The following is a 17800-nucleotide window of genomic DNA, read 5'->3' as shown; positions in this document are numbered from 1 at the left end:
TGGAGGACGGGAAGGTTGAGTATTACGCCGCGTCCCGGGTCGTTGAGGTGACGGGTGTGCTGTCCGATGAGCACGCTCGCGAGGTCGACTCGTTGTTGGTCGACAAGCTTGCTTCGGCTGCCGAGACGATGTGGTTGCCGCACAACCTCGTTCGGGCCGTTCGGCGGCTCGTCGACAAAGTGGACCCGGCCGGTCGGGTCGAGCGGGCTCGCAAGGCCGACGAGGGTCGGAAGGTGACGCTTGAGCATGGCGAGAACTGCCAGTCGCGGCTCGTAACCACGATGCGGTCCGAGGTCGCCGCGGCTTGCTACGCGCGGGTGGATTCGTTGGCCCGGCAACGTAAGCGCGACGGGCACAAGCGCAGCTACGACCAGTTGCGTGCGGACGTGGTGGCTGACCTGCTGCTGGGCAACGACCCCGGCGCGAAGACGCCCGAGGTTGCCGCGGTGGTCTATGTGCACATGCCCGTCGACACCGCCCTGTCCATGTCCGAGTCGGGCGCCGAGCTCGATGGTTACGGGCCTATCCCTGGCGCCATCGGGCGGGAGATCGCCACGAACCCCAAGTCGACCTGGCGGAAGGTGCTCTGCGACCCGGCGACTGGCGATCCGGTTGATCTGGGCCGGTCCCGCTACCGACCCACGGCCACGATCCGCGAGGCCATGCGGGTGCGGGACCGCGAATGTGTCGTCCCCTGGTGCCACCGACCGGCGCGGCACTGCGATACCGACCATGAGCAGGAATGGGCCCGCGACAACGGACCCACATCCCTGGCCAACCTCACCGCCCGCTGCCGCCGACACCACCGCATGAAAAACACCCGCGGCTGGACCACCACCCACAACCCAACCCACGGCACAACAACCGTCACCACACCACTCGGAACCCCTCACACCGGACGGCGCACACCCGTCCTCACCCCGACACCGAAACCACGACCCGGCGAACCGCCCGGCCAGCAACCCGGCCGACCACCTGACCCCGACAAACCGCCGTTCTAACGCTGCGACCTGTCGTCGAACCAGTCATCCCCATCATCGGTGTCCACATCGGACCCGCCCGGACGCACCTCCGCGGCCGAGTTCTCGGCCTCGTCCCGCGCCGACGCGTCCTGACCGCCCATCACCCGCCGCCACAACGACGGTCCGAACCGGACCACACCGAACAGTACGATCACACCCACCGCGGCGATTCCCACAATGTGCTCCCAATGGAACGGATCCTCGATGCGCGTCGGCTGGATCAACACGCTCACCTGAGCCGAACTCAAATCCGAGAAATACAGATCGCCGTGCCGATCCAACGCCAGCGCACCCACCGCGCCCACCGCACGATCGGCACCCGCCACCGTCAACGCCGTACCCGACTCGTCGATCCGCACCACACCGTGCGCCGTCCCGACATACACCGTGCCCCCGTCCACGGCCACCCCACGCGGATCCTCCAACGCCACCTCACCCGCATTCAGCCCGTCGACACCCTCCCAATACGTGTCCTCGTCCTGACCGACACCCGCGAACGCCGTCCCACGCCCCTCGCCGTCCAACCGCCACACCTGCCCGGCCTCCGGCACCGTCACGAACAACTCGTCACGCTCCCCCACCGCCATGTCCCCCACCGGCGGCCCCTCAACCCCCTCCTCACGGAACCACCGCTGGATCCCCCCATCCGCATCCACCCGATACACGTTGTTCGCCGTCGCCACGAACAGCCCGTTCTCCCCCACCGCCAACCCGGTCACGTCGGTCAGTGCGACATCGTCGCGCGGCCCTGGGCGTCCAGGTGTCCACGCCCACATCCTCGTCCCGCTCCAGACCACCGCCCGCCACCGGCACCGCCACGACATCGCCATCGCCATCGGCACCCGACATCACGCGATACACGACGTTCTGCACCGCCACATACCACGCACCGTCCGGCCCCACATCGACCGCCGACACCGGTCCCGACCCCAACCCGTCCACATCGGACTCGAAGTCGAACATGCCGTGCCGGTTCACCGTCATCAACGGGCCGGAACCGTCCACAAGCAACAACGACCCGTCCTGATCCACCGCCAACCCGTCAACCATCCGCGGGTGGAACACCACCTCCGTCGCCGGCCGCTGCACCCCCACCCCACCATCGACGTCCAACTCCGCCACCGTGTCCAACTCGCCACCGGACACCGCGCGCACCGCACCCGCCGACCCCGCGGCCAACCGCAACGAACCGTCCGCCGCCACATCCAACGACTGCGGCGCGTCCAACGGCGCCGACCGCGCCCGCGCACCGTCCTCGCCGTCGGCACGCTCACCCGTACCCGCCACCGTGCGGATCGTGCCGCCCGCATCGATCGCCCGCACCCGCGCATTGTCGGTGTCCGCGACGTACAACGTCCCGTCCGCACGCACCGCCAGATCCCGCGGACCGTTCAACAACGCATCCCTCGCCGGCCCGCCGTCACCCGCGAAGCCCGCGTCCGCGCCGAAACGCTGCCCCGGCGACGCCGTGCCCGCCACCGTGTACAGCACCCCCGAGGCATCGACCATCCGCACCGCCGGCCGCACGAGCCTGTCGCCCCCCTCCAGGAAGAACACCCGCCCCTCCCGCGACACCGTCAACGCATGCGGCCCGCGCACCAGCGCCTCCGTGGCCGCGAAACCGTCCGCCTCCGCACCGTCGCGCTCACCGGACCCCGCCACGATGTCGATCGTGCCGTCGGTACCGACCCGTGAAATCCGGTCGTGCGGCCCCTCCGCCACGTACACCACACCGTCGCCGGCCACGTCCACATCGGTCGGACTCACCGGAACCTCGGTCGCCCGCTCATCGTCGAGAGCCCGCCCGTCCGCGTCGTCCTCGACCCGCGAGCCATCCCCGGCGACCGTCGTGATCACCCCGTCGCCGCCGACCCGGCGTACCCGGTCGTTGGCCGAATCGGCGATGTAGACCGCACCGTCCGGGCCGACCGCCACGCCCGTCGGCTCGTCGAGCTGCGCCTCACCGGCCGGACCGTCGTCACCCGCGAACCCGGCCTCACCCGTGCCCGCGACGACCTCCACCCCGCCGTCCCGTTCGACCCGCCACACCCGGTGCGCGGCCGAATCGGCGTAATACGTCACCCCACGCGGACCCGTCGCCACCCGCACCCGCTGCTCCACATCCGGGTCGGGCGAACCCGCCTGCCGCGCCTGCCGCAGCTCCTCGCCGACCGTGGCGCCCTCGTCCGCACCGGCAACCGGATACACCGTTCCCGGTTCCTCCGCGCTGTAATGCGACGGGTAATGCGCCCTGCCCTGCCCGGCCGCACCGCGGTCCACCTCGACCAGCCGCTCCACGGACGGCCCGCTCCGCACGTACACCGCACCCTCGGCCGACACGGCCAACCGCGCGCCGGCCTCGTCGGGAGTGATGGCCGGCGGCGTCAATGACGTCACCACCCCGTCCCGGCCGATCACCCGCACCACGCTGTTGCGGGCATCGAGCACGTACAGCCGGCCGTCCGGACCGATCGCCGGACCGGCGAGGCGCCCACCGAACTGCGCCTCGTCCACCGGTCCCCCGTCACCGGCGAACCCGGACTCCCGATGCGGTCCGCGAAGCGTGTGCAGCGCGCCGTCCGGATCGACCCGATACAGCTCGGATTCCCCCGGACGCAGGTACACCGTGCCGTCACCACGCACCGCCATCTGCAGGTGGGCGGGCAACGACGCGCGCGTCGCATCCGCACCGTCGAGGCGCTGCGGTGGGACCCGGCCGCCACCGGCGATCACCTCGGGCTCCCCGCCGCCGGCGGGGATCCGCGCCACCGTGTCGGACCCGGCGACATAGACGTTGCCGTCGTCGTCGACCGCCAGATCCTCGGCGCTCGGCACGACATCGCCCACCGTGGCCAGCACCGACTCGTTCCCGCCCGACCGGCGGACGACCGCATCGTCGCCGGCGACGAACAGGGCGCCGTCGCCGACCGCGACCGCGCGCGGCGTACCGGTCGCGCTGTCGGCCGCACGCGTCCCGGGCACCGTGTCGATGACACCGTCGGTACCGATCACGCGCACGCGATCGCCGTCGTCATCGGGCAGATAGACCGCACCACCGGCGCCGACGGCCAGGTTGCCGCCTCCCCCGATCCTCGCATCGACCGCGGCGTGCCCGTCCCCGGAGAACCCCGCCTCGGTGCCGCCCGCCACGTGCTCGACCGTCCACGACGTCGACTCCTCCGCCGCCTGCCCGGCAGCCGCGCCGGGCAGGCCGACCACGACGAGGGCAGCCGCGCATCCCGCGCTCGCCCACCGTCGCCGCACCCGTCCGGCCGACGACACCCCAGCCCATGACACGACGCTCACTCCCGTCCCCACGACGTCACCACGACCGACGGGCGCGAACGTGCGTCGGTTCCGGATCGCGGCGCGTCCGTTCACCGGGTCACAGCCGGCCCCCGAGCCCGGCTCACGCCGGTCGAATCTTCCGATACCGACATACCACGCTTTTCACCGGGTCGAGTGACCCTACACCCCGGACGCCGTCGACCGGCCCCGAACACACGGGCACATCGTGGGGATCGACCATCCGCACCGGTGCCGGGCTAGGGCTCGAGCACCACCTTGATGGCACCGTCGCGTTTGGCCTGGAACATGCCGTACGCATCGGATGCGTCGTCGAGCGGTACGCGATGGGTGGTGAGATCGTCCACCCCGAGCGGATCGCCGTCACCGGTCAGCAACGGCAGGATGTCGTCGGTCCACGCACGCACGTTGGCCTGACCCATCCGCAGCTGGATCTGCTTGTCGAACATTGTCAACATCGGCATCGGGTCGGCCATGCCGCCGTAGACACCCGACAGAGACACCGTGCCACCCCTGCGCACCGCGTCGATCGCCGTGTACAGCGCGCTCATCCGGTCGAGGCCGGCCTTGGCGAACACCTTCTCCGCCACCCTGTCGGGCAGCAACGTCGCGAACTGCTGCACCAACGTGCTCACCGGGGCTCCGTGGGCCTCCATGCCGACGGCGTCGATCACCGCGTCGGCACCCCGGCCGTCGGTGCGCTCGCGCACCGCCTCGCCGACGTCCTTGACCGTACGCAGATCCAGGGTGTCCACACCGTGCCGCTGAGCCATCTGCAGCCGCTCGTCGACCAGGTCCACGCCGAGCACGGACCCCGCCCCGCGGTGCCGCGCGACGCGCGCCGACATCTGCCCGATCGGCCCCAGTCCGAGGACGACACAGCTGCCTCCGACGGGCACGTCGGCGTACTCCACCGCCTGCCACGCCGTGGGCAACACGTCCGACAGGAACAGGAATCGTTCGTCGGGCCCGGACTCGGGGATCTTCACCGGACCGAAGTGCGCCTGGGGCACGCGCAGCAGTTCGGCCTGACCACCCGGTACCGGTCCGTACATCTTCGTGTAACCGAACAACGCGGCACCCTTGCCCTGATCGCGCACCTGCGTGCGCTCGCACTGCGTGTAGAGGCGTTGCGAGCAGTAGTAGCACTGCCCGCACGAGATGTTGAACGGAACGACGACCCGATCTCCGGGCTTCAGGTTCGGCACGGCGTTACCCGTCTCCCGCACGATGCCCATCGGTTCGTGGCCGAGGACGTCCCCCGGCGTCATGAACGGACCGAGCACCTCGTACAGATGCAGATCGGAACCGCAGATCGCGGTCGAGGTGATCTCCACGATCGCGTCGGTCGGCTCCTCGATGCGCGGGTCGGGAACCTCCTGCACACGGACGTCACGCTTACCCTGCCAGGTCGCAGCCTTCATCACGGATGCCCTTTCGGATCGGCGGTCGACTCTCGTCGGCTGCGACTACCCGCGATCACCGACCCCGAACACACGTGTGCCGGCGCACCCGAAGGGCGGCGCCGGCACACGGAGAACGTCGAGGACGGGTGCGTCAGCCTTCCGGCTGCTGCATCACCGCGAAGTTCAGCTGTCCCTGCTCGTCCTGCTGGACATCGAGGACCTTGTCGTCGAGGAACGTCGACGCCTTGGCTTCCAGGAAGACCCGGGCCCCGCTCTCGGTTCCCAGCACCTGGTCGCCCTCCTCCGGCCCCGGGGCGACCGACAGGGCGAGCTGCGCTCCCTCTTCCGTCTCCTCCCGGACCGCGAACCGGAGACCGGCGGCGTCCTGACCGTCCTGAGCGGTCAGCGCACTGATCGCCTCCACGGCAGCGTCAGTCATCGCAAGCATGGTCGCTATTTCCCTTCGGTTGCTTGAGGCTGCCATTCCCACCGTAAAGGTCCCGGGACCGCGCTGCGCTACCGGCACGCCCATTTTCCGCACCACGTCGGGCCATCAGGAAAATCCACGACACCCGGGTTCGGGCCGGGTCGAAGTCCGCCGACTCCGCACCCCCGCCACCAGCTCGCACCTGCCCTGTCACAGCCTTACAACGGCGAACATCGGGCATTTCCCGGCGCCCACGTCCACCACTTTCTGAAAGTGGACAGCCGGAACTTTTCCTGCAGCCGACGTCCCGGATACCCCGATGGCGTGGCCCTAAACAACATCACCGACCGGCATTAGTCACACGCCTCCGCGCATGGTCGGAGTTGAAAGCTGCGGCCGAGGTTTCTACGGTGGGCCTTGCGCAGCCGGTACATAATTTCCGTCAGGACCGATTCATCGGACCCGATCTTGCGTCGATGAGCACTTCCGGCCCATCGACGAAGGGAGACCAGCAGTGCACAACATCGACACCCCCGAACCCACGTCCGGCACGGCCGCAACGACCGCCGCGCCGACGGCCACGACCGACAACGCCGCCATGCGCATCGATGCCGAACGCCGTTCCGACGGCATCGTGCTCGCCCGCGTCAGCGGCGAGGTCGACCTGTTGTCCGCACCCGACCTGCGCAGCTGGATCCAGGAGGAACTCACCACGCCGGCACGCCTCGTCCTCGACCTCGACGGGGTGGAGTTCCTCGGCTCGGCGGGACTGTCCGTCCTCGCCGAACTCGTCGAGGCGTCGTCCGGTGACCGCCTGACCTGGGCGATCGTCGCCGGAACCCGGGTGGTGCTGCGCCCCCTCGAGGCGACCGGCCTGGCCGAGCAAATGCCTCTGCACGCCGATCTGGACAGCGCGGTCGAAGCGGTCCGCACATGAACGGTCCGGCTGCGTAAGCACCACCGGCTACTTCGGCGGGGGCGTCGTTCCCGCCGGTCAGCGGGTTACACGTATCGTCTAGGCATGAACCTCGCGCGGCCCCGGGTCCGGGTGCGACCCCGCCTGTTGCCGCCCACCGGCGCCCGGCGGCCGCACCGGCGGCACCACCCCAGGCTCGCGCGGCACGTCCCGCTGTACGTCGTGGGCGGCGCGATCAGCACGGCGCTGCAGGGCGTGCTGTTCCTCATGCTGCGCGAACCGCTCACCGCGCCGTTGGCCAACCCGGTCGCCATCGGGATCACCACGGTGCTCAACACCGAGTTCCACCGGCGCATCACGTTCAACGACGTCACCGGCCCGCGGGCACGGCAGCATCTGCAGACCGTCGGCACCTTCCTGTTCTACGCGTGCGCCGGGACCGCGGCGCTGGGGCTGCTGCACCTGCTGGCCGACTCTCCCGAACCCGCGACCGAGGCGACGGTCCTGGTCACGACGAGCCTGGTCGGGGGCATCCTGCGGTTCCTGGTGCTGCGCTGGTGGGTGTTCGTGTGGCGCCGCGACGGCGGAGGCGACCCGTGAGCGACGGCCGCCCGACCGGCGGCCCGGCGCCGGACCCGACCGCCGCGGACCACCCTGCCGACCGCGAACCCGATTTCCGCTTCACACTCGCCAACGAACGGACGTTCCTGGCCTGGCTGCGCACGGCGCTCGGTCTCGTCGCGGGCGGGGTGGCGGTGCAGCAACTCGTGCCGGGCCTGGCCGAACAGGGTCCACGGACCGTGCTCGCCGCGCTGTGCATCGGGCTGGCGCTGGTGCTCGCCGCAGCCGCCTACCCGCGGTGGCGCGCCGTGCAGCGGGCGATGCGCCGGGGCACGCCCATGCCGCACAACCTGCTGCTCGGCGTGCTGGCCGGAGGGATCCTCGCGATCACCGTCGTCGCGCTCGTCCTGGTCCTGGTCGGCTGAGCGGGGCCGGAGTGAACGAGGCCCAACCGGAGCGGACGGGACTGGCGTGGCAGCGCACGGCGCTGGCGTCGGCGGCGTGCACCGGACTGCTCGTGCACTCCGCCGTGACACACGGTTCGGCGGTGCTGAGCACCGCGGCGCCCGTCGCCGTGCTCAGCACCGCCGTCCTGTCGATCGCCGGTCTGGCCCGGTCCCGCGCCCTGCGCAGCGGCACACCGCCGCTGCACGCCGGCGTCGCGGCGACGGCCACGGTGCTGGTGGCCCTCACCGCGCTCGCCGGACTGGTCGCGATCCTCGTCCCGCACTGACCGCACCGCTCGCGTCTGCCACACCGCAGGCGGGAGGTCAGCCCAGCTGCTCGCGCAGTGCGGGCAGGATCTCGTCCTCGGCCGCCGCGAGGAACTCGTCCTGCTGATCGCCGCCGACCTGCACCAACGCCAGATCGGTGAAGCCGGCGTCGCGGAACGACCGTGCCGCATCGACGACGGCCTGCGGCGACGCTCCACACGGGATCGCCGAGGCCACGTCGTCCTCGCGGACGTACTGGGTCGCCGCGGCGAACGCCGCGGTGCCGGGCAGCTCGGCATTGACCTTCCAGCCGCCCGCGAACCACCGGAATTGCTCCCGCGCACGGCGCGCGGCCGCGTCGGTGTCACGGTCCCACGACACCGGAAGTTGGCCCACCTTCCGGGACTTGCCGACGCCCAGCTGCGCCCGCGTATCGTCCCACCGGCGGCACAGGTCGTCCTTCGGCTCGACGGCGATCATCGCGTCGGCCGCGGCCGCGAACCTCTCGACCGACTGCGCGCCCGAGACCGCCACCCCGATCGGTACCCGCGTCGCGGGCAGGTCCCACAGCGTGGCCGAGTCCACCCGGAAATGTTCGCCGGAGAGGTTGGTGTACCCACCGTCGAACAGGGAGTTGATGATCTGGAGTGCCTCGGAGAGCATCTCGTGGCGCACGTTCACCGGGGGCCAGCCGCGCCCCACGACGTGTTCGTTGAGGTTCTCGCCGGCCCCGAGTCCCAACAGGAACCGCCCGTCCGACAGTTCCTGCACGGTCGCGGCCTTCTGCGCCACGACAGCCGGGTGGTACCGCATCGTCGGGCACGTCACGAACGACATGAGCTCGACGTCGCCGGTCGCCTGGGCGACGGCCCCGAGCACCGACCACGCGTACGGGGAATGCCCCTGTTCGTCGAGCCACGGCGAGTAGTGATCACTCATGACCTCGAACGAGAAGCCGGCCTGCTCGGCCTTCGCGGCATCGGTGACGAGTTGCTTCGGTCCGGTCTGTTCGGTCAGCAGGGTATAGCCGAAACGCACACTTCCCCCTGTCTCGCGTCGCCCTTCGCCACGCGAGATCGTCGGATCCGCTGTCCTGTTCTGTCGGGTCGCCGCGGTCCCTCAGTGCAGGGCCGGCTCCCGTTCGGGCGCGTCGAACCGCTTGCGGCGGGCGATGGCCTCGCGGCGTTCGGTCTCGTCGAGTCCACCCCAGACCCCGAACGGCTCCTGGACGTTCAGCGCGTGACGTCGACATTGGACGATGACCGGGCAGGTGCGGCACACCTCCTTCGCCCTGGCGACCCGGTCGGCGCGGGCAAAGCCGCGTTCACCGTCGGGATGGAAGAACACCGAGCTGTCCAGGTTTCGGCAGTTGCCGTTCCGCTGCCATTCCCAGATCTCGGCCACCGGCGTCGGCAGACGGGACGTGTCGGCCATGGGTGATCACCTCCGTGAAGCTGTGCGGTGCGCGGTGTACCCGACAGGTGTGGAACTCACACCTGCCCGGAACCCGCGGGCGTCGTCGCGGACCACGAGCGCGTTGTCCGTCATGATCGACGTGGTACCCCGCCTGCCGACGGTTCAATCACGCCCACGAGATCAGGATCTTCGCCGCGGCCCCGGCAGCTCCGGTACGCTCCGGCTACGCCGTAGAGCAGCGACGCCGGAGGACGCACATGCCGCAGCGCGAGTACGACATCGTGGTGTTCGGAGCCACCGGATTCACCGGAGGCCTGGTCGCCGAGTACCTCGCGGGACACGTTCCGGACGGGTGCCGCTGGGCACTGGCCGGCCGCAACCCGGCCAAGCTGGAGGCGGTGCGCGAGCGGCTGACCGCGATCAACCCGGAGTGCGCCGACCTGCCGCTGCTGCAGGCGGACGTCACCGACGCCGCGTCGTTGGCGAAGGTTGCCGAGGCGGCCAGGGTGGTTGTGACGACGGTCGGGCCGTACGTCGAGTACGGCGAGCCGCTCGTCGCGGCCTGCGCCGCCGCGGGCACCGACTACATCGACCTGACGGGTGAGCCCGAGTTCGTCGACAGCATGTACCTGGCCCACCACGAGACCGCCCGCCGCACGGCGCGCGCCTGGTGCACGCGTGCGGGTTCGACTCGATCCCGTACGACCTGGGCGTCTACTTCACGATCGGCCAACTGGGTGATGCCGCGAAGGACGCCGACGTCACGGTGCGCGCCCAGATCCGCGCCAACGCCGAGTTCTCCGGCGGCACGTACGCCTCGGCGCTGACGGCGTTCTCCCGCGCGCGCCAGATGTCGGCGGTGGCCAAGCGCCGCAAGGCCGCCGAGCCGTGGCCCACCGAGCGGTCGATCCACACCCCGCTCGGCACACCCACCCGGGACGCCGAGACCGGCAAATGGCTGGTGCCGATGCCCACGCTCGATCCGCAGATCGTGGGCCGCTCGGCGGCGGCCATGCCCGCCTACGGTCGCCGCTTCACCTACCACCAGACCGCGGCCATGAAGCGCCTGACGACGCTGGTCGCGACCGGCGCCGGGTTGGGCGTGATGGGCGTGGCCGCGCAGATCCCGCCGGTGCGCAACGCGCTCGGCAAGATCCGCAAGCCCGGTGAGGGTCCGAGCGCGCAGCGGCGCGCCCGCTCGTGGTTCCAGGTGCGCTTCACCGGTGAGGCCGCCGGCCGGCGCGTCGTCACCGAGTTCGCCGGAGGCGACCCGGGCTACGACGAGACCGCGAAGATGATGTCCGAGTCGGCGCTGTGCCTGGCCTTCGACGACGTGCCGTCGGGCTCCGGTCAGCTGACGACCGCGGTCGCAATGGGCGACCCGCTCGTCGAACGTCTCCAGAACGCCGGTCTGCGCATCCGCGTCCTCGACGAGTAGCCCGCCGCGGCACCGCCTCGACCGGTGCCGGTCAGGAGACGAGGCGGCGGACGACCGCGTCGGCGAGCAGGCGTCCGCGGTCGGTGAGCACGGCGCGACCGGCGTCCAGGTCCGTTGTGGACAGCAGTCCGTCGGCGGCGGCCCCGCGGGCCTCGCGGAGGCCGTCGGCGTCGAGCGCGTCGACGGGGAGTCCTTCCACGAGGCGGAGTTCGAGCATCACGCGTTCGAGGTGACGGTCCTCTGTGGTCAGCAGTTCGTGACCGGCCACGGGCAGCGCGCCGCCGGCGAGGGTCGCGGCGTACCGCGCGGGATGTTTGGCGTTCCACCACCGCAGTCCGCCCACATGGGAGTGCGCGCCGGGGCCGACGCCCCACCAATCGCCGCCGAGCCAGTAGCCGAGGTTGTGTCGGCAGCGCGCGTCCTCCGAGGCGGCCCAGTTGGACACCTCGTACCAGCGCAGGCCTGCCTTCTCGAGCATCGCGTCGACGAGCTCGTAGTCGGCGGCGAGCACGTCGTCGTCCGGGGCGGGAACATCGCCCCGCCGTACCTGCCGGGCCAGGGCGGTGCCGTCCTCGACGATCAGCGCGTACGCCGACACGTGGTCGACCCCCGAGGCCAGCACGGCATCCAGCGAGGCCTGCAGGTCCTCGGTGCGCTCCCCCGGCGTTCCGTAGATCAGGTCGAGGTTGACGTGCTCGAAGCCGGCCGCCCTGGCCTCCCGCGCCGCCTCGACCGGCCGGCCCGGCGTGTGCACCCGGTCGAGGATCCGCAGAACGTGCGGCGCGGCCGACTGCATGCCGAGCGACACGCGCGTGTAGCCGGCCTCGCGGAGTCCGGCGAAGAACTCCGGTGACGTCGACTCCGGATTGGACTCGGTGGTCACCTCGCATCGGCGGCCAGCCCGAACGCCCCGCGCACGGCCTCCAGCACGGCGCCGAGTCCGTCGGCCCCCAACAGCGACGGGGTGCCGCCGCCCACGAACACCGTGTCGACCGCGGGCGCACCCGGCATCCGCCGTGCCGCTAGGTCCAGTTCCCGGCGCACGCCCTCGAGCCAGTCCTCGGGCGCGGCGCCCGAACCGAGTTCACCGGCCGTGTAGGTGTTGAAGTCGCAGTAGCCGCAGCGCGTGGCGCAGAACGGCACGTGCACGTACACCCCGAACGGCCGCGTGCCCAGACCCTCCAGTGCGGAGTCGGGCAGATGAAGATCCTCGGGAGTGCTCACCCCTCCAGTCTCCCACCACGGCCGCGCGGGCCGCCGCAGGCCGACCGGCTACCGTGACGGCGCGGTCGAGCGAGCACAAGGGCGGGGAGTCGGGGCGAGGCATGTCGGGACCTGTGCAGTGGATGGAACGGCACCAGGTTCCGCTCTATCTGGCGGGTCTGGCGCTGGGCGCCGCCGTGGGGCTGTCGTGGGAGGGCGCGGCCGCTCCGGCGGAGGCGGCGATCCTGCCCGTGCTGGCCCTGTTGCTGTACGCGACGTTCCTCGGCATCCCGTTCGGCGGAATGGGCCGCGCACTGCGCGACTGGCGTTTCCTGACGACCGTGTCGGTGCTGAACTTCCTCGTCGTGCCGATCGTGGTGTGGCTGCTGTCGCGGATCGTGGCCCACGACCGGGTGCTGCTGATCGGCGTGCTGTTCGTGCTGCTGACCCCGTGCATCGACTACGTGATCGTGTTCGCCGGGCTCGCCGGCGGCGACAGCGAGCGGCTGCTCGTCGCGGCGCCGCTGTTGATGTTCGCGCAGATGGTCCTGCTGCCGGTGTATCTGTGGCTGTTCGTGGGCGCCGAGTTCGTCGACACCGTCGAGTTCGGACCGTTCGTCGAGGCGTTCGTGGTGATGATCGCGCTGCCGCTCGCCGCGGCCGCGGTGACGCAGTTCGCGGCGGCACGCACGCGCGCGGGCCGGGTGTGGCAGCGCCTGGTGCTCGAGGCGATGGTGCCGCTGATGGTCGCGACCCTGGCCGTGGTGGTGGCCTCGCAGATCGCCGGCGTCGGCGCGCGACTGGGATCGCTGCTGCTCGTCGTGCCGGTCTACGTCCTGTTCGCGGTCGTCATGACCGTTCTCGGCGCGGCGGCGGGCCGGGTCGGCGGGTTCGACGTCGCCGGCCGCCGCGCTGTGCTGTTCAGCGGCGCGACCCGCAACTCCCTCGTCGTCCTGCCGCTGGTGCTCGCCCTGCCGGCCGCGTTCGACCTCGCCCCGCTCGTCGTGGTGACGCAGACCCTCGTGGAACTGGTGGTCATGGTGGTGTTCGTGCGGCTGGTCCCCCGGCTGCTCCGCGAGCGCACCGACCACGCGCCGTCCGGCTGAGCGGGCCTACAGCGCGTCCAGCCACTCCCCCGGTTCGCCGAGCTCGGCCAGGCCCGCGAGTGAACCGGGCAGCAACGGCACCGTCACCACGTCACCGAACCGCTCCCGCACCCGCGCCAGCACGGCGGCCTCCTGGTCACGGCGCCTCGCCAGCACCCCGGCCTCACCGTCGCCCGCGACGCGGTTCACCAGCACCGCCCCGAGCGGCAGTCCCGCCTCGCCGAGCTGGTCGGCGGCCCGTTCGGTCTCGGCGAGCGGCAGGCGTTCGGGCACGAGCACCAGATGCACCCGTGCGTCCCGTTGCAACCGCGTGCGCAGGTCGTCGAGCCGCCTGCGCCGCGCGTGCAACCGGTCCAACAGCGGATCGGCCTCGTCGGTGTTCTCGCCGAACAGGGCGTCGGCGTAGCGGTCGACGTTGCGCGCGGTGCGGCGATTGCGCGTGAGCCCCTCGATCCACGGCGTGAGCAGTTCCGGCAGGCTCAACAACCGCACCATGTGCCCGGTCGGGGCGCTGTCGACGACGAGCAGGTCCCAGTCGCCGCCGGTGCCCTCGACCAGGTCGGTCAACCGGTCGAGCAACGCCGACTCGACGGTGCCGGGGCTGTCGACCGCGCGCCGCAGATGCCGCTCCACGGCGGGCAGCACCTCGCGGGGAACGGCGTGCCGCGCGTCCTCCAGCACCTCGGCCACGCGCCGGCCTGCCTGCCGCTCCCCGCTGATCTCCGCGGCCAGCAGGCCGTCGGCGACCGGCCGCGGCTCGTCGGACAACGGCACGTCCAGCACGTCCCCGAGCGAATGCGCGGGGTCGGTCGACACGACGAGCGTGCGCACGCCGCGGCTCGCCTGCCGCGCCGCGAACGCCGCCGCGAGGGTCGTCTTGCCGACCCCGCCCTTACCGCCGAAGAACCGGATCAACAGCACACCCCGGCGTCGCCGAACTCGTCCCGGCCCATGCGCTGATGCCACGCGTGGAAATCCGCGACGAGATACGGCACGACGTCCAACGTCTCGTACGCCACCGGGTTGTCGACACCGAGCGATTCGAGCAGCAGCAACGCACGCAGTGTGTCGTCCTGGCGGCGGGCCTCCCTGCGCAGACCCTGCCGCCACCGCGCGACGAACAGCAACTCGTGGCCGCGTTCGAGCCGCCGCCACCAGTCGCCGAACCGCGCCCGCATCGACACGTGCTTACGACACCTCCGTGCGGTCGGGCTCCTCGGCGGCCACGCCCCACGCCCGCCGCAGCGCCAACGCCGCCTCGACGATCAGCCAGACCGCGAGGACGAAGATGATCGCGTCGAGCGGCGCCAGGACCCACTCGCCCTCGGCCACGAACGTGATGAGGTTGTCGATGAGCGCCCACGTGGTCATCGACACGAGGAACACCAGCGGCACCAGCACGGCGATCGGGTTGCGGCGGTTCTTGGTCACCCACACCGCCACGACCGACAGTGCCAGACCCGCGGTGAGCTGGTTGGTCGTGCCGAACAGCTGCCACAGCACACCGAAGGTGTAGCCGTCGTCGCCGCCGCCGGGCAGCAGCGCCAGCGTCAGCGGGATCAGCACCGCGATGAGACCGGACAGCGTCAGGTTGCGGGCGACCGGCCGGATCCGCACGATCTCGGCGATCTCCTGCACGATGTAGCGCTGCAAGCGCACGCCGGTGTCCATTGTGGTCGCCGCGAAGCTGATCACCACGACCGCGGCGAAGACCACCGCCGTCGCATGCGGCACCCCGAGGTTGCTGGCGAAGTGGCCGACACCGTTGACGAAGTTCGCGGTCGCATCACCCGAGGCCGTGGAGAAGTCGGGATAGGCCGCGTGCCAGTCGGCGGTGGTGGCGACGATGCCGGCGGTGCAGGCCAGGATCGAGCCGAGCGCCAGCGAACCCTCGCCGATCGCGCCGAAGTAGCCGACGTAGCGCGCGTCGGTCTCCTTGTCGAGCTGTTTCGACGTCGTCCCCGACGACACCAGACTGTGGAACCCGGAGATCGCACCGCACGCGATGGTCACGAACAGCAGCGGGAACCAGCTCGGCGAGTTGTCGGGCAACTGGTCGTTGACCATCGGCGCGACGATCGTGTCCCAGCCGATCAACACCCCGAGCCCGATCACGCCGAGTGCGATGAACAGCTGGTGGGAGTTGATGTAGTCGCGCGGTTGCAACAGCACCCACACCGGGATGCGCGAGGCCACGAACGTGTAGACGAACAGCAGGATGATCCAGATGTTGCGCTCGGTGAACAGCCCGTCCTCGGCGGCGATGCCGGCGAGCGAGATCGGCATGATCTGGCCGAGCAGGATCGACAGGTACAGCACGATCACGCCGATGATCGACGGGACCAGCGCCGCGCTGCGCGTGCGGTAGATGTACTGGCCGATCGCGATCGCCAACGGGATCTCGAGCAGGATCGGCAGCACGGCCTCGGGGTTGGCCACGAACAGGTTCGCGATGACCACCGAGAACACGGCGTTCACGAGCGTCAGCAGGAAGAAGATGATCAGCAGGAACAGCACCCGCGCCCGAGTGTTGATCACCTCGCGCGTGAGGGTGCCGATGCTCTGCGCCTTGTGTCGCACCGACACGACGATCGCGCCGAAGTCGTGCACGCCCGCCGCGAAGATCGTGCCCACCACGACCCACACGAGCGCCGGCCCCCAACCCCAGAACACGCCGATGGCCGGGCCGACGATGGGAGCCGCACCGGCCACCGACGTGAAGTGGTGTCCGAAGAGGACGTGCTTGTTGGTCGGGATGAAGTCGACCCCGTCGCGCATCGCGTGCGCCGGGGTCGGTCTGCTGTCGTCCAGCGCGTAGACCCGCCGGGCGAGATATCCGGAGTAGTAGCGATATCCGAGGTAGAAGAGCACCCCGACGATCAGGACCATCACGATGGCCGGCATGGACAGTTCCCTTCCCGTGAGCGACGTTGACACGGTGGTCAGGCGACGTGGGACGGTAACAGCACCGCGCGTCGGAAGTAAGAGCCACAGGTGGTTCTTCGGCACAGTGTTATCGGAACGGCCCTCGGGGCGGCCTCGGGGCGCGGGTTCGGGAGTTCCTTCGACGTGGAAGTGGGGCCGGCGTGACACGGTTGGTGCAGGCGTGGCGGAAAGCCGTGACGGCGGAACTGTGCTGGACGGGCGCCGACGGAACCCCCGCGGCGATCGCCGTGACGCCGCTGGTCGAGTCGTCGACGGTGTGCGTGGCGTTGCCGTACGCGCGGGCCCACGAGGTCGCGGACTTGCGCGCCGCAGGCGCCGCCACGTTCGCCGTGACCGACTCGCGCTCGCTCGACGACCGTCCGGGCGTGGCCGGGTCGGGGCCGGTGACGATCATCGACGATCTCGAGGGCGAGGAGTTCGTCGACGGGCTGCTCGATCAGGAGCTGGCGAAGTACCCGCCGTCGCGGGCGCTGGCCGACAGCGTGCTGCTGCGCCGGGAGCACTGGTGGTGGTTGCCGCGGATCATCGTGCGCCTGGGCGCCGACGTCGGGGGCGTGGAGGACGTGTCCGAGACGTCGCTGCCGGCGCGGACGAACCCCGCACGGCACGCGTTGGCGGTCACGGGCGCCCGCGGCGCGGCCCCCGACGTGCACTGTGTGGACATCGGCGAGCCGGGTGATGGGGCGGCGAGCGAGGCGGCGCCGCAGGTGCGGAACCTGGCCGGTGGACAACTCGGTGACGGCGCGGCGTTGCTGCTCGGCTACGACTACACGATGCCGGACCTCGAACGCTGGGAGACGTGGACGCTGTCCGGCACGGTCACCCGCGGGGCGCTGCACGTGGCGGCCCGGTCGGGTGAACCGGGCGCCGACCTGCCGCCGCTGGGCCTGCTGGCCCGCACGCGCAGGCACCGCCGCCTGGCCAAGGCTGCCGCGCGGCCGTCGGCGCCGCCGAACGCACCCACCAACCCACATCCTGAGACACCCCACTCCGCCAAGTGACACTCCCGAGGGCCCCTTGGTCGCATCGAGCGCAGCCGCGCGTCAGCGCGCCATTGGGGGGCGGCGGTCGGGCGACGGGCGGGCGCGACCAAGGGGCCCTCGGGAGCACCTCCGGTGTCGGTGCAGGTGACGTTGCTCCCACGATGCGGACTCCCCTGGACCGTTTTTTGAAACCCGTGACACGATGGTTCCCGTGACTGTGACAACCACCGGAGTAGCGCTCGTGGTCCGACGCCACGTCGACTACCTGCGTGTGTCCAGCAGCCTCTGCCGGTTCTGACCTTCGCGCTCCCGCCGCGGTCGAGCGCGTTCCGGGCCTTCGGGCGACCCGACAGCCAG

Annotated in this window: 16 protein-coding genes and 2 pseudogenes; 8 read left to right on the top strand and 10 right to left on the bottom strand. The window is 70.9% G+C overall.

Translation table 11 applies throughout. From position 1 onward, the window contains the following. A partial coding sequence (locus BJF85_RS07470) for an HNH endonuclease signature motif containing protein (protein ID WP_139320510.1) occupies positions 1-1001 on the top strand: 1001 nt, incomplete at its 5' end. Here the strand turns inward: BJF85_RS07470 and BJF85_RS07465 are convergent. The 4 genes from BJF85_RS07465 to BJF85_RS07450 form a co-directional block, all read right to left on the bottom strand. Further along, positions 998-1609, bottom strand: coding sequence for a hypothetical protein (locus BJF85_RS07465; RefSeq protein WP_075846298.1), 612 nt, complete (start codon positions 1607-1609; stop codon positions 998-1000). The two genes, BJF85_RS07470 and BJF85_RS07465, sit on opposite strands and share 4 nt — an antisense overlap. A gap of 31 nt (positions 1610-1640) precedes the next feature. Then, positions 1641-4328, bottom strand: a complete 2688-nt coding sequence (locus BJF85_RS07460) for a hypothetical protein (protein ID WP_158056818.1) — start codon at positions 4326-4328, stop codon at positions 1641-1643. Between the two features lie 239 nt (positions 4329-4567). Further along, positions 4568-5752: a zinc-dependent alcohol dehydrogenase gene (locus tag BJF85_RS07455; RefSeq protein WP_075846296.1), complete on the bottom strand. Its 1185-nt coding sequence runs from the start codon at positions 5750-5752 to the stop codon at positions 4568-4570. 133 nt (positions 5753-5885) lie between these two features. Continuing rightward, on the bottom strand, positions 5886-6182 hold the full coding sequence (locus BJF85_RS07450) for an iron-sulfur cluster biosynthesis family protein (protein WP_075846295.1): 297 nt from the start codon (positions 6180-6182) through the stop codon (positions 5886-5888). A 493-nt stretch (positions 6183-6675) separates the two neighbouring features. On the opposite strand from BJF85_RS07450, the gene BJF85_RS07445 reads away from it, so the two are divergent. From BJF85_RS07445 to BJF85_RS07430, 4 genes are all read left to right on the top strand, one after another. Next, positions 6676-7098, top strand: a complete 423-nt coding sequence (locus tag BJF85_RS07445; protein WP_369822113.1) for an STAS domain-containing protein — start codon at positions 6676-6678, stop codon at positions 7096-7098. An 84-nt stretch (positions 7099-7182) separates the two neighbouring features. Beyond that, positions 7183-7677, top strand: coding sequence for a GtrA family protein (locus BJF85_RS07440; protein ID WP_075846294.1), 495 nt, complete (start codon positions 7183-7185; stop codon positions 7675-7677). Next, positions 7674-8063 (top strand): YidH family protein, encoded by a 390-nt coding sequence (locus BJF85_RS07435; protein WP_075846293.1) that lies wholly within the window; start codon positions 7674-7676, stop codon positions 8061-8063. The genes BJF85_RS07440 and BJF85_RS07435 overlap by 4 nt, the downstream gene beginning before the upstream one ends. An 11-nt stretch (positions 8064-8074) precedes the next feature. Further along, on the top strand, positions 8075-8371 hold the full coding sequence (locus BJF85_RS07430; protein ID WP_075846292.1) for a DUF202 domain-containing protein: 297 nt from the start codon (positions 8075-8077) through the stop codon (positions 8369-8371). 37 nt (positions 8372-8408) lie between these two features. Here the strand turns inward: BJF85_RS07430 and BJF85_RS07425 are convergent, their stop codons facing one another. Both BJF85_RS07425 and BJF85_RS07420 read right to left on the bottom strand, forming a co-directional pair. Next, a complete protein-coding gene (locus BJF85_RS07425) occupies positions 8409-9389 on the bottom strand; it encodes a TIGR03557 family F420-dependent LLM class oxidoreductase (protein WP_075846291.1) in 981 nt (326 codons plus the stop codon). An 81-nt stretch (positions 9390-9470) separates the two neighbouring features. Then, on the bottom strand, positions 9471-9785 hold the full coding sequence (locus BJF85_RS07420; RefSeq protein WP_075846290.1) for a WhiB family transcriptional regulator: 315 nt from the start codon (positions 9783-9785) through the stop codon (positions 9471-9473). Between the two features lie 239 nt (positions 9786-10024). Between BJF85_RS07420 and BJF85_RS07415 the strand changes: the two are divergent. Further along, positions 10025-11205, top strand: a pseudogene (locus BJF85_RS07415) (trans-acting enoyl reductase family protein). 31 nt (positions 11206-11236) lie between these two features. Here BJF85_RS07415 and hemW read toward each other — a convergent pair. Further along, a pseudogene (gene hemW / locus BJF85_RS07410) lies at positions 11237-12429 on the bottom strand (radical SAM family heme chaperone HemW). Between the two features lie 101 nt (positions 12430-12530). Here hemW and BJF85_RS07405 point away from each other — a divergent pair. Further along, positions 12531-13514 carry an arsenic resistance protein gene (locus BJF85_RS07405; RefSeq protein ID WP_075846289.1) on the top strand — a complete coding sequence of 328 codons (984 nt, stop codon included), beginning with the start codon at positions 12531-12533 and terminating at the stop codon, positions 13512-13514. Between the two features lie 6 nt (positions 13515-13520). Here the strand turns inward: BJF85_RS07405 and BJF85_RS07400 are convergent, their stop codons facing one another. From BJF85_RS07400 to BJF85_RS07390, 3 genes are read right to left on the bottom strand one after another with little or no spacing between them, the layout of a single operon-like run. Next, complete coding sequence (locus tag BJF85_RS07400) at positions 13521-14435, bottom strand: ArsA family ATPase (protein WP_075846288.1); 915 nt, start codon at positions 14433-14435, stop codon at positions 13521-13523. Further along, a complete protein-coding gene (locus BJF85_RS07395) occupies positions 14426-14692 on the bottom strand; it encodes a cory-CC-star protein (protein WP_075846337.1) in 267 nt (88 codons plus the stop codon). Before BJF85_RS07395 ends, BJF85_RS07400 begins: the two co-directional genes overlap by 10 nt. Positions 14693-14702: 10 nt before the next feature. Beyond that, entirely contained in the window at positions 14703-16418 is a 1716-nt protein-coding gene (locus BJF85_RS07390; protein ID WP_083666050.1) for a carbon starvation protein A, read from the bottom strand. A 182-nt stretch (positions 16419-16600) separates the two neighbouring features. On the opposite strand from BJF85_RS07390, the gene BJF85_RS07385 reads away from it, so the two are divergent. Beyond that, on the top strand, positions 16601-17461 hold the full coding sequence (locus BJF85_RS07385; RefSeq protein WP_075846287.1) for a hypothetical protein: 861 nt from the start codon (positions 16601-16603) through the stop codon (positions 17459-17461). Positions 17462-17800: the final 339 nt, after the last annotated feature.

Source organism: Saccharomonospora sp. CUA-673, from assembly GCF_001942305.1.
Classification (GTDB): domain Bacteria; phylum Actinomycetota; class Actinomycetes; order Mycobacteriales; family Pseudonocardiaceae; genus Prauserella.
The sequence above is the reverse complement of the archived record's forward strand: the minus strand, read 5'-3'. Positions and strand labels throughout refer to the sequence as shown.

What these genes read in the sequence shown, in the direction of transcription:
- BJF85_RS07465 (WP_075846298.1), bottom strand. Translation starts at nt 1,609, where the DNA reads ATGGCGGTGGGGGAGCGTGACGAGTTGTTCGTGACGGTGCCGGAGGCC.
- BJF85_RS07455 (WP_075846296.1), bottom strand. Translation starts at nt 5,752, where the DNA reads ATGAAGGCTGCGACCTGGCAGGGTAAGCGTGACGTCCGTGTGCAGGAG.
- BJF85_RS07450 (WP_075846295.1), bottom strand. Translation starts at nt 6,182, where the DNA reads ATGCTTGCGATGACTGACGCTGCCGTGGAGGCGATCAGTGCGCTGACC.
- BJF85_RS07440 (WP_075846294.1), top strand. Translation starts at nt 7,183, where the DNA reads ATGAACCTCGCGCGGCCCCGGGTCCGGGTGCGACCCCGCCTGTTGCCG.
- BJF85_RS07420 (WP_075846290.1), bottom strand. Translation starts at nt 9,785, where the DNA reads ATGGCCGACACGTCCCGTCTGCCGACGCCGGTGGCCGAGATCTGGGAA.
- BJF85_RS07405 (WP_075846289.1), top strand. Translation starts at nt 12,531, where the DNA reads ATGTCGGGACCTGTGCAGTGGATGGAACGGCACCAGGTTCCGCTCTAT.
- BJF85_RS07395 (WP_075846337.1), bottom strand. Translation starts at nt 14,692, where the DNA reads ATGCGGGCGCGGTTCGGCGACTGGTGGCGGCGGCTCGAACGCGGCCAC.
- BJF85_RS07390 (WP_083666050.1), bottom strand. Translation starts at nt 16,418, where the DNA reads ATGCCGGCCATCGTGATGGTCCTGATCGTCGGGGTGCTCTTCTACCTC.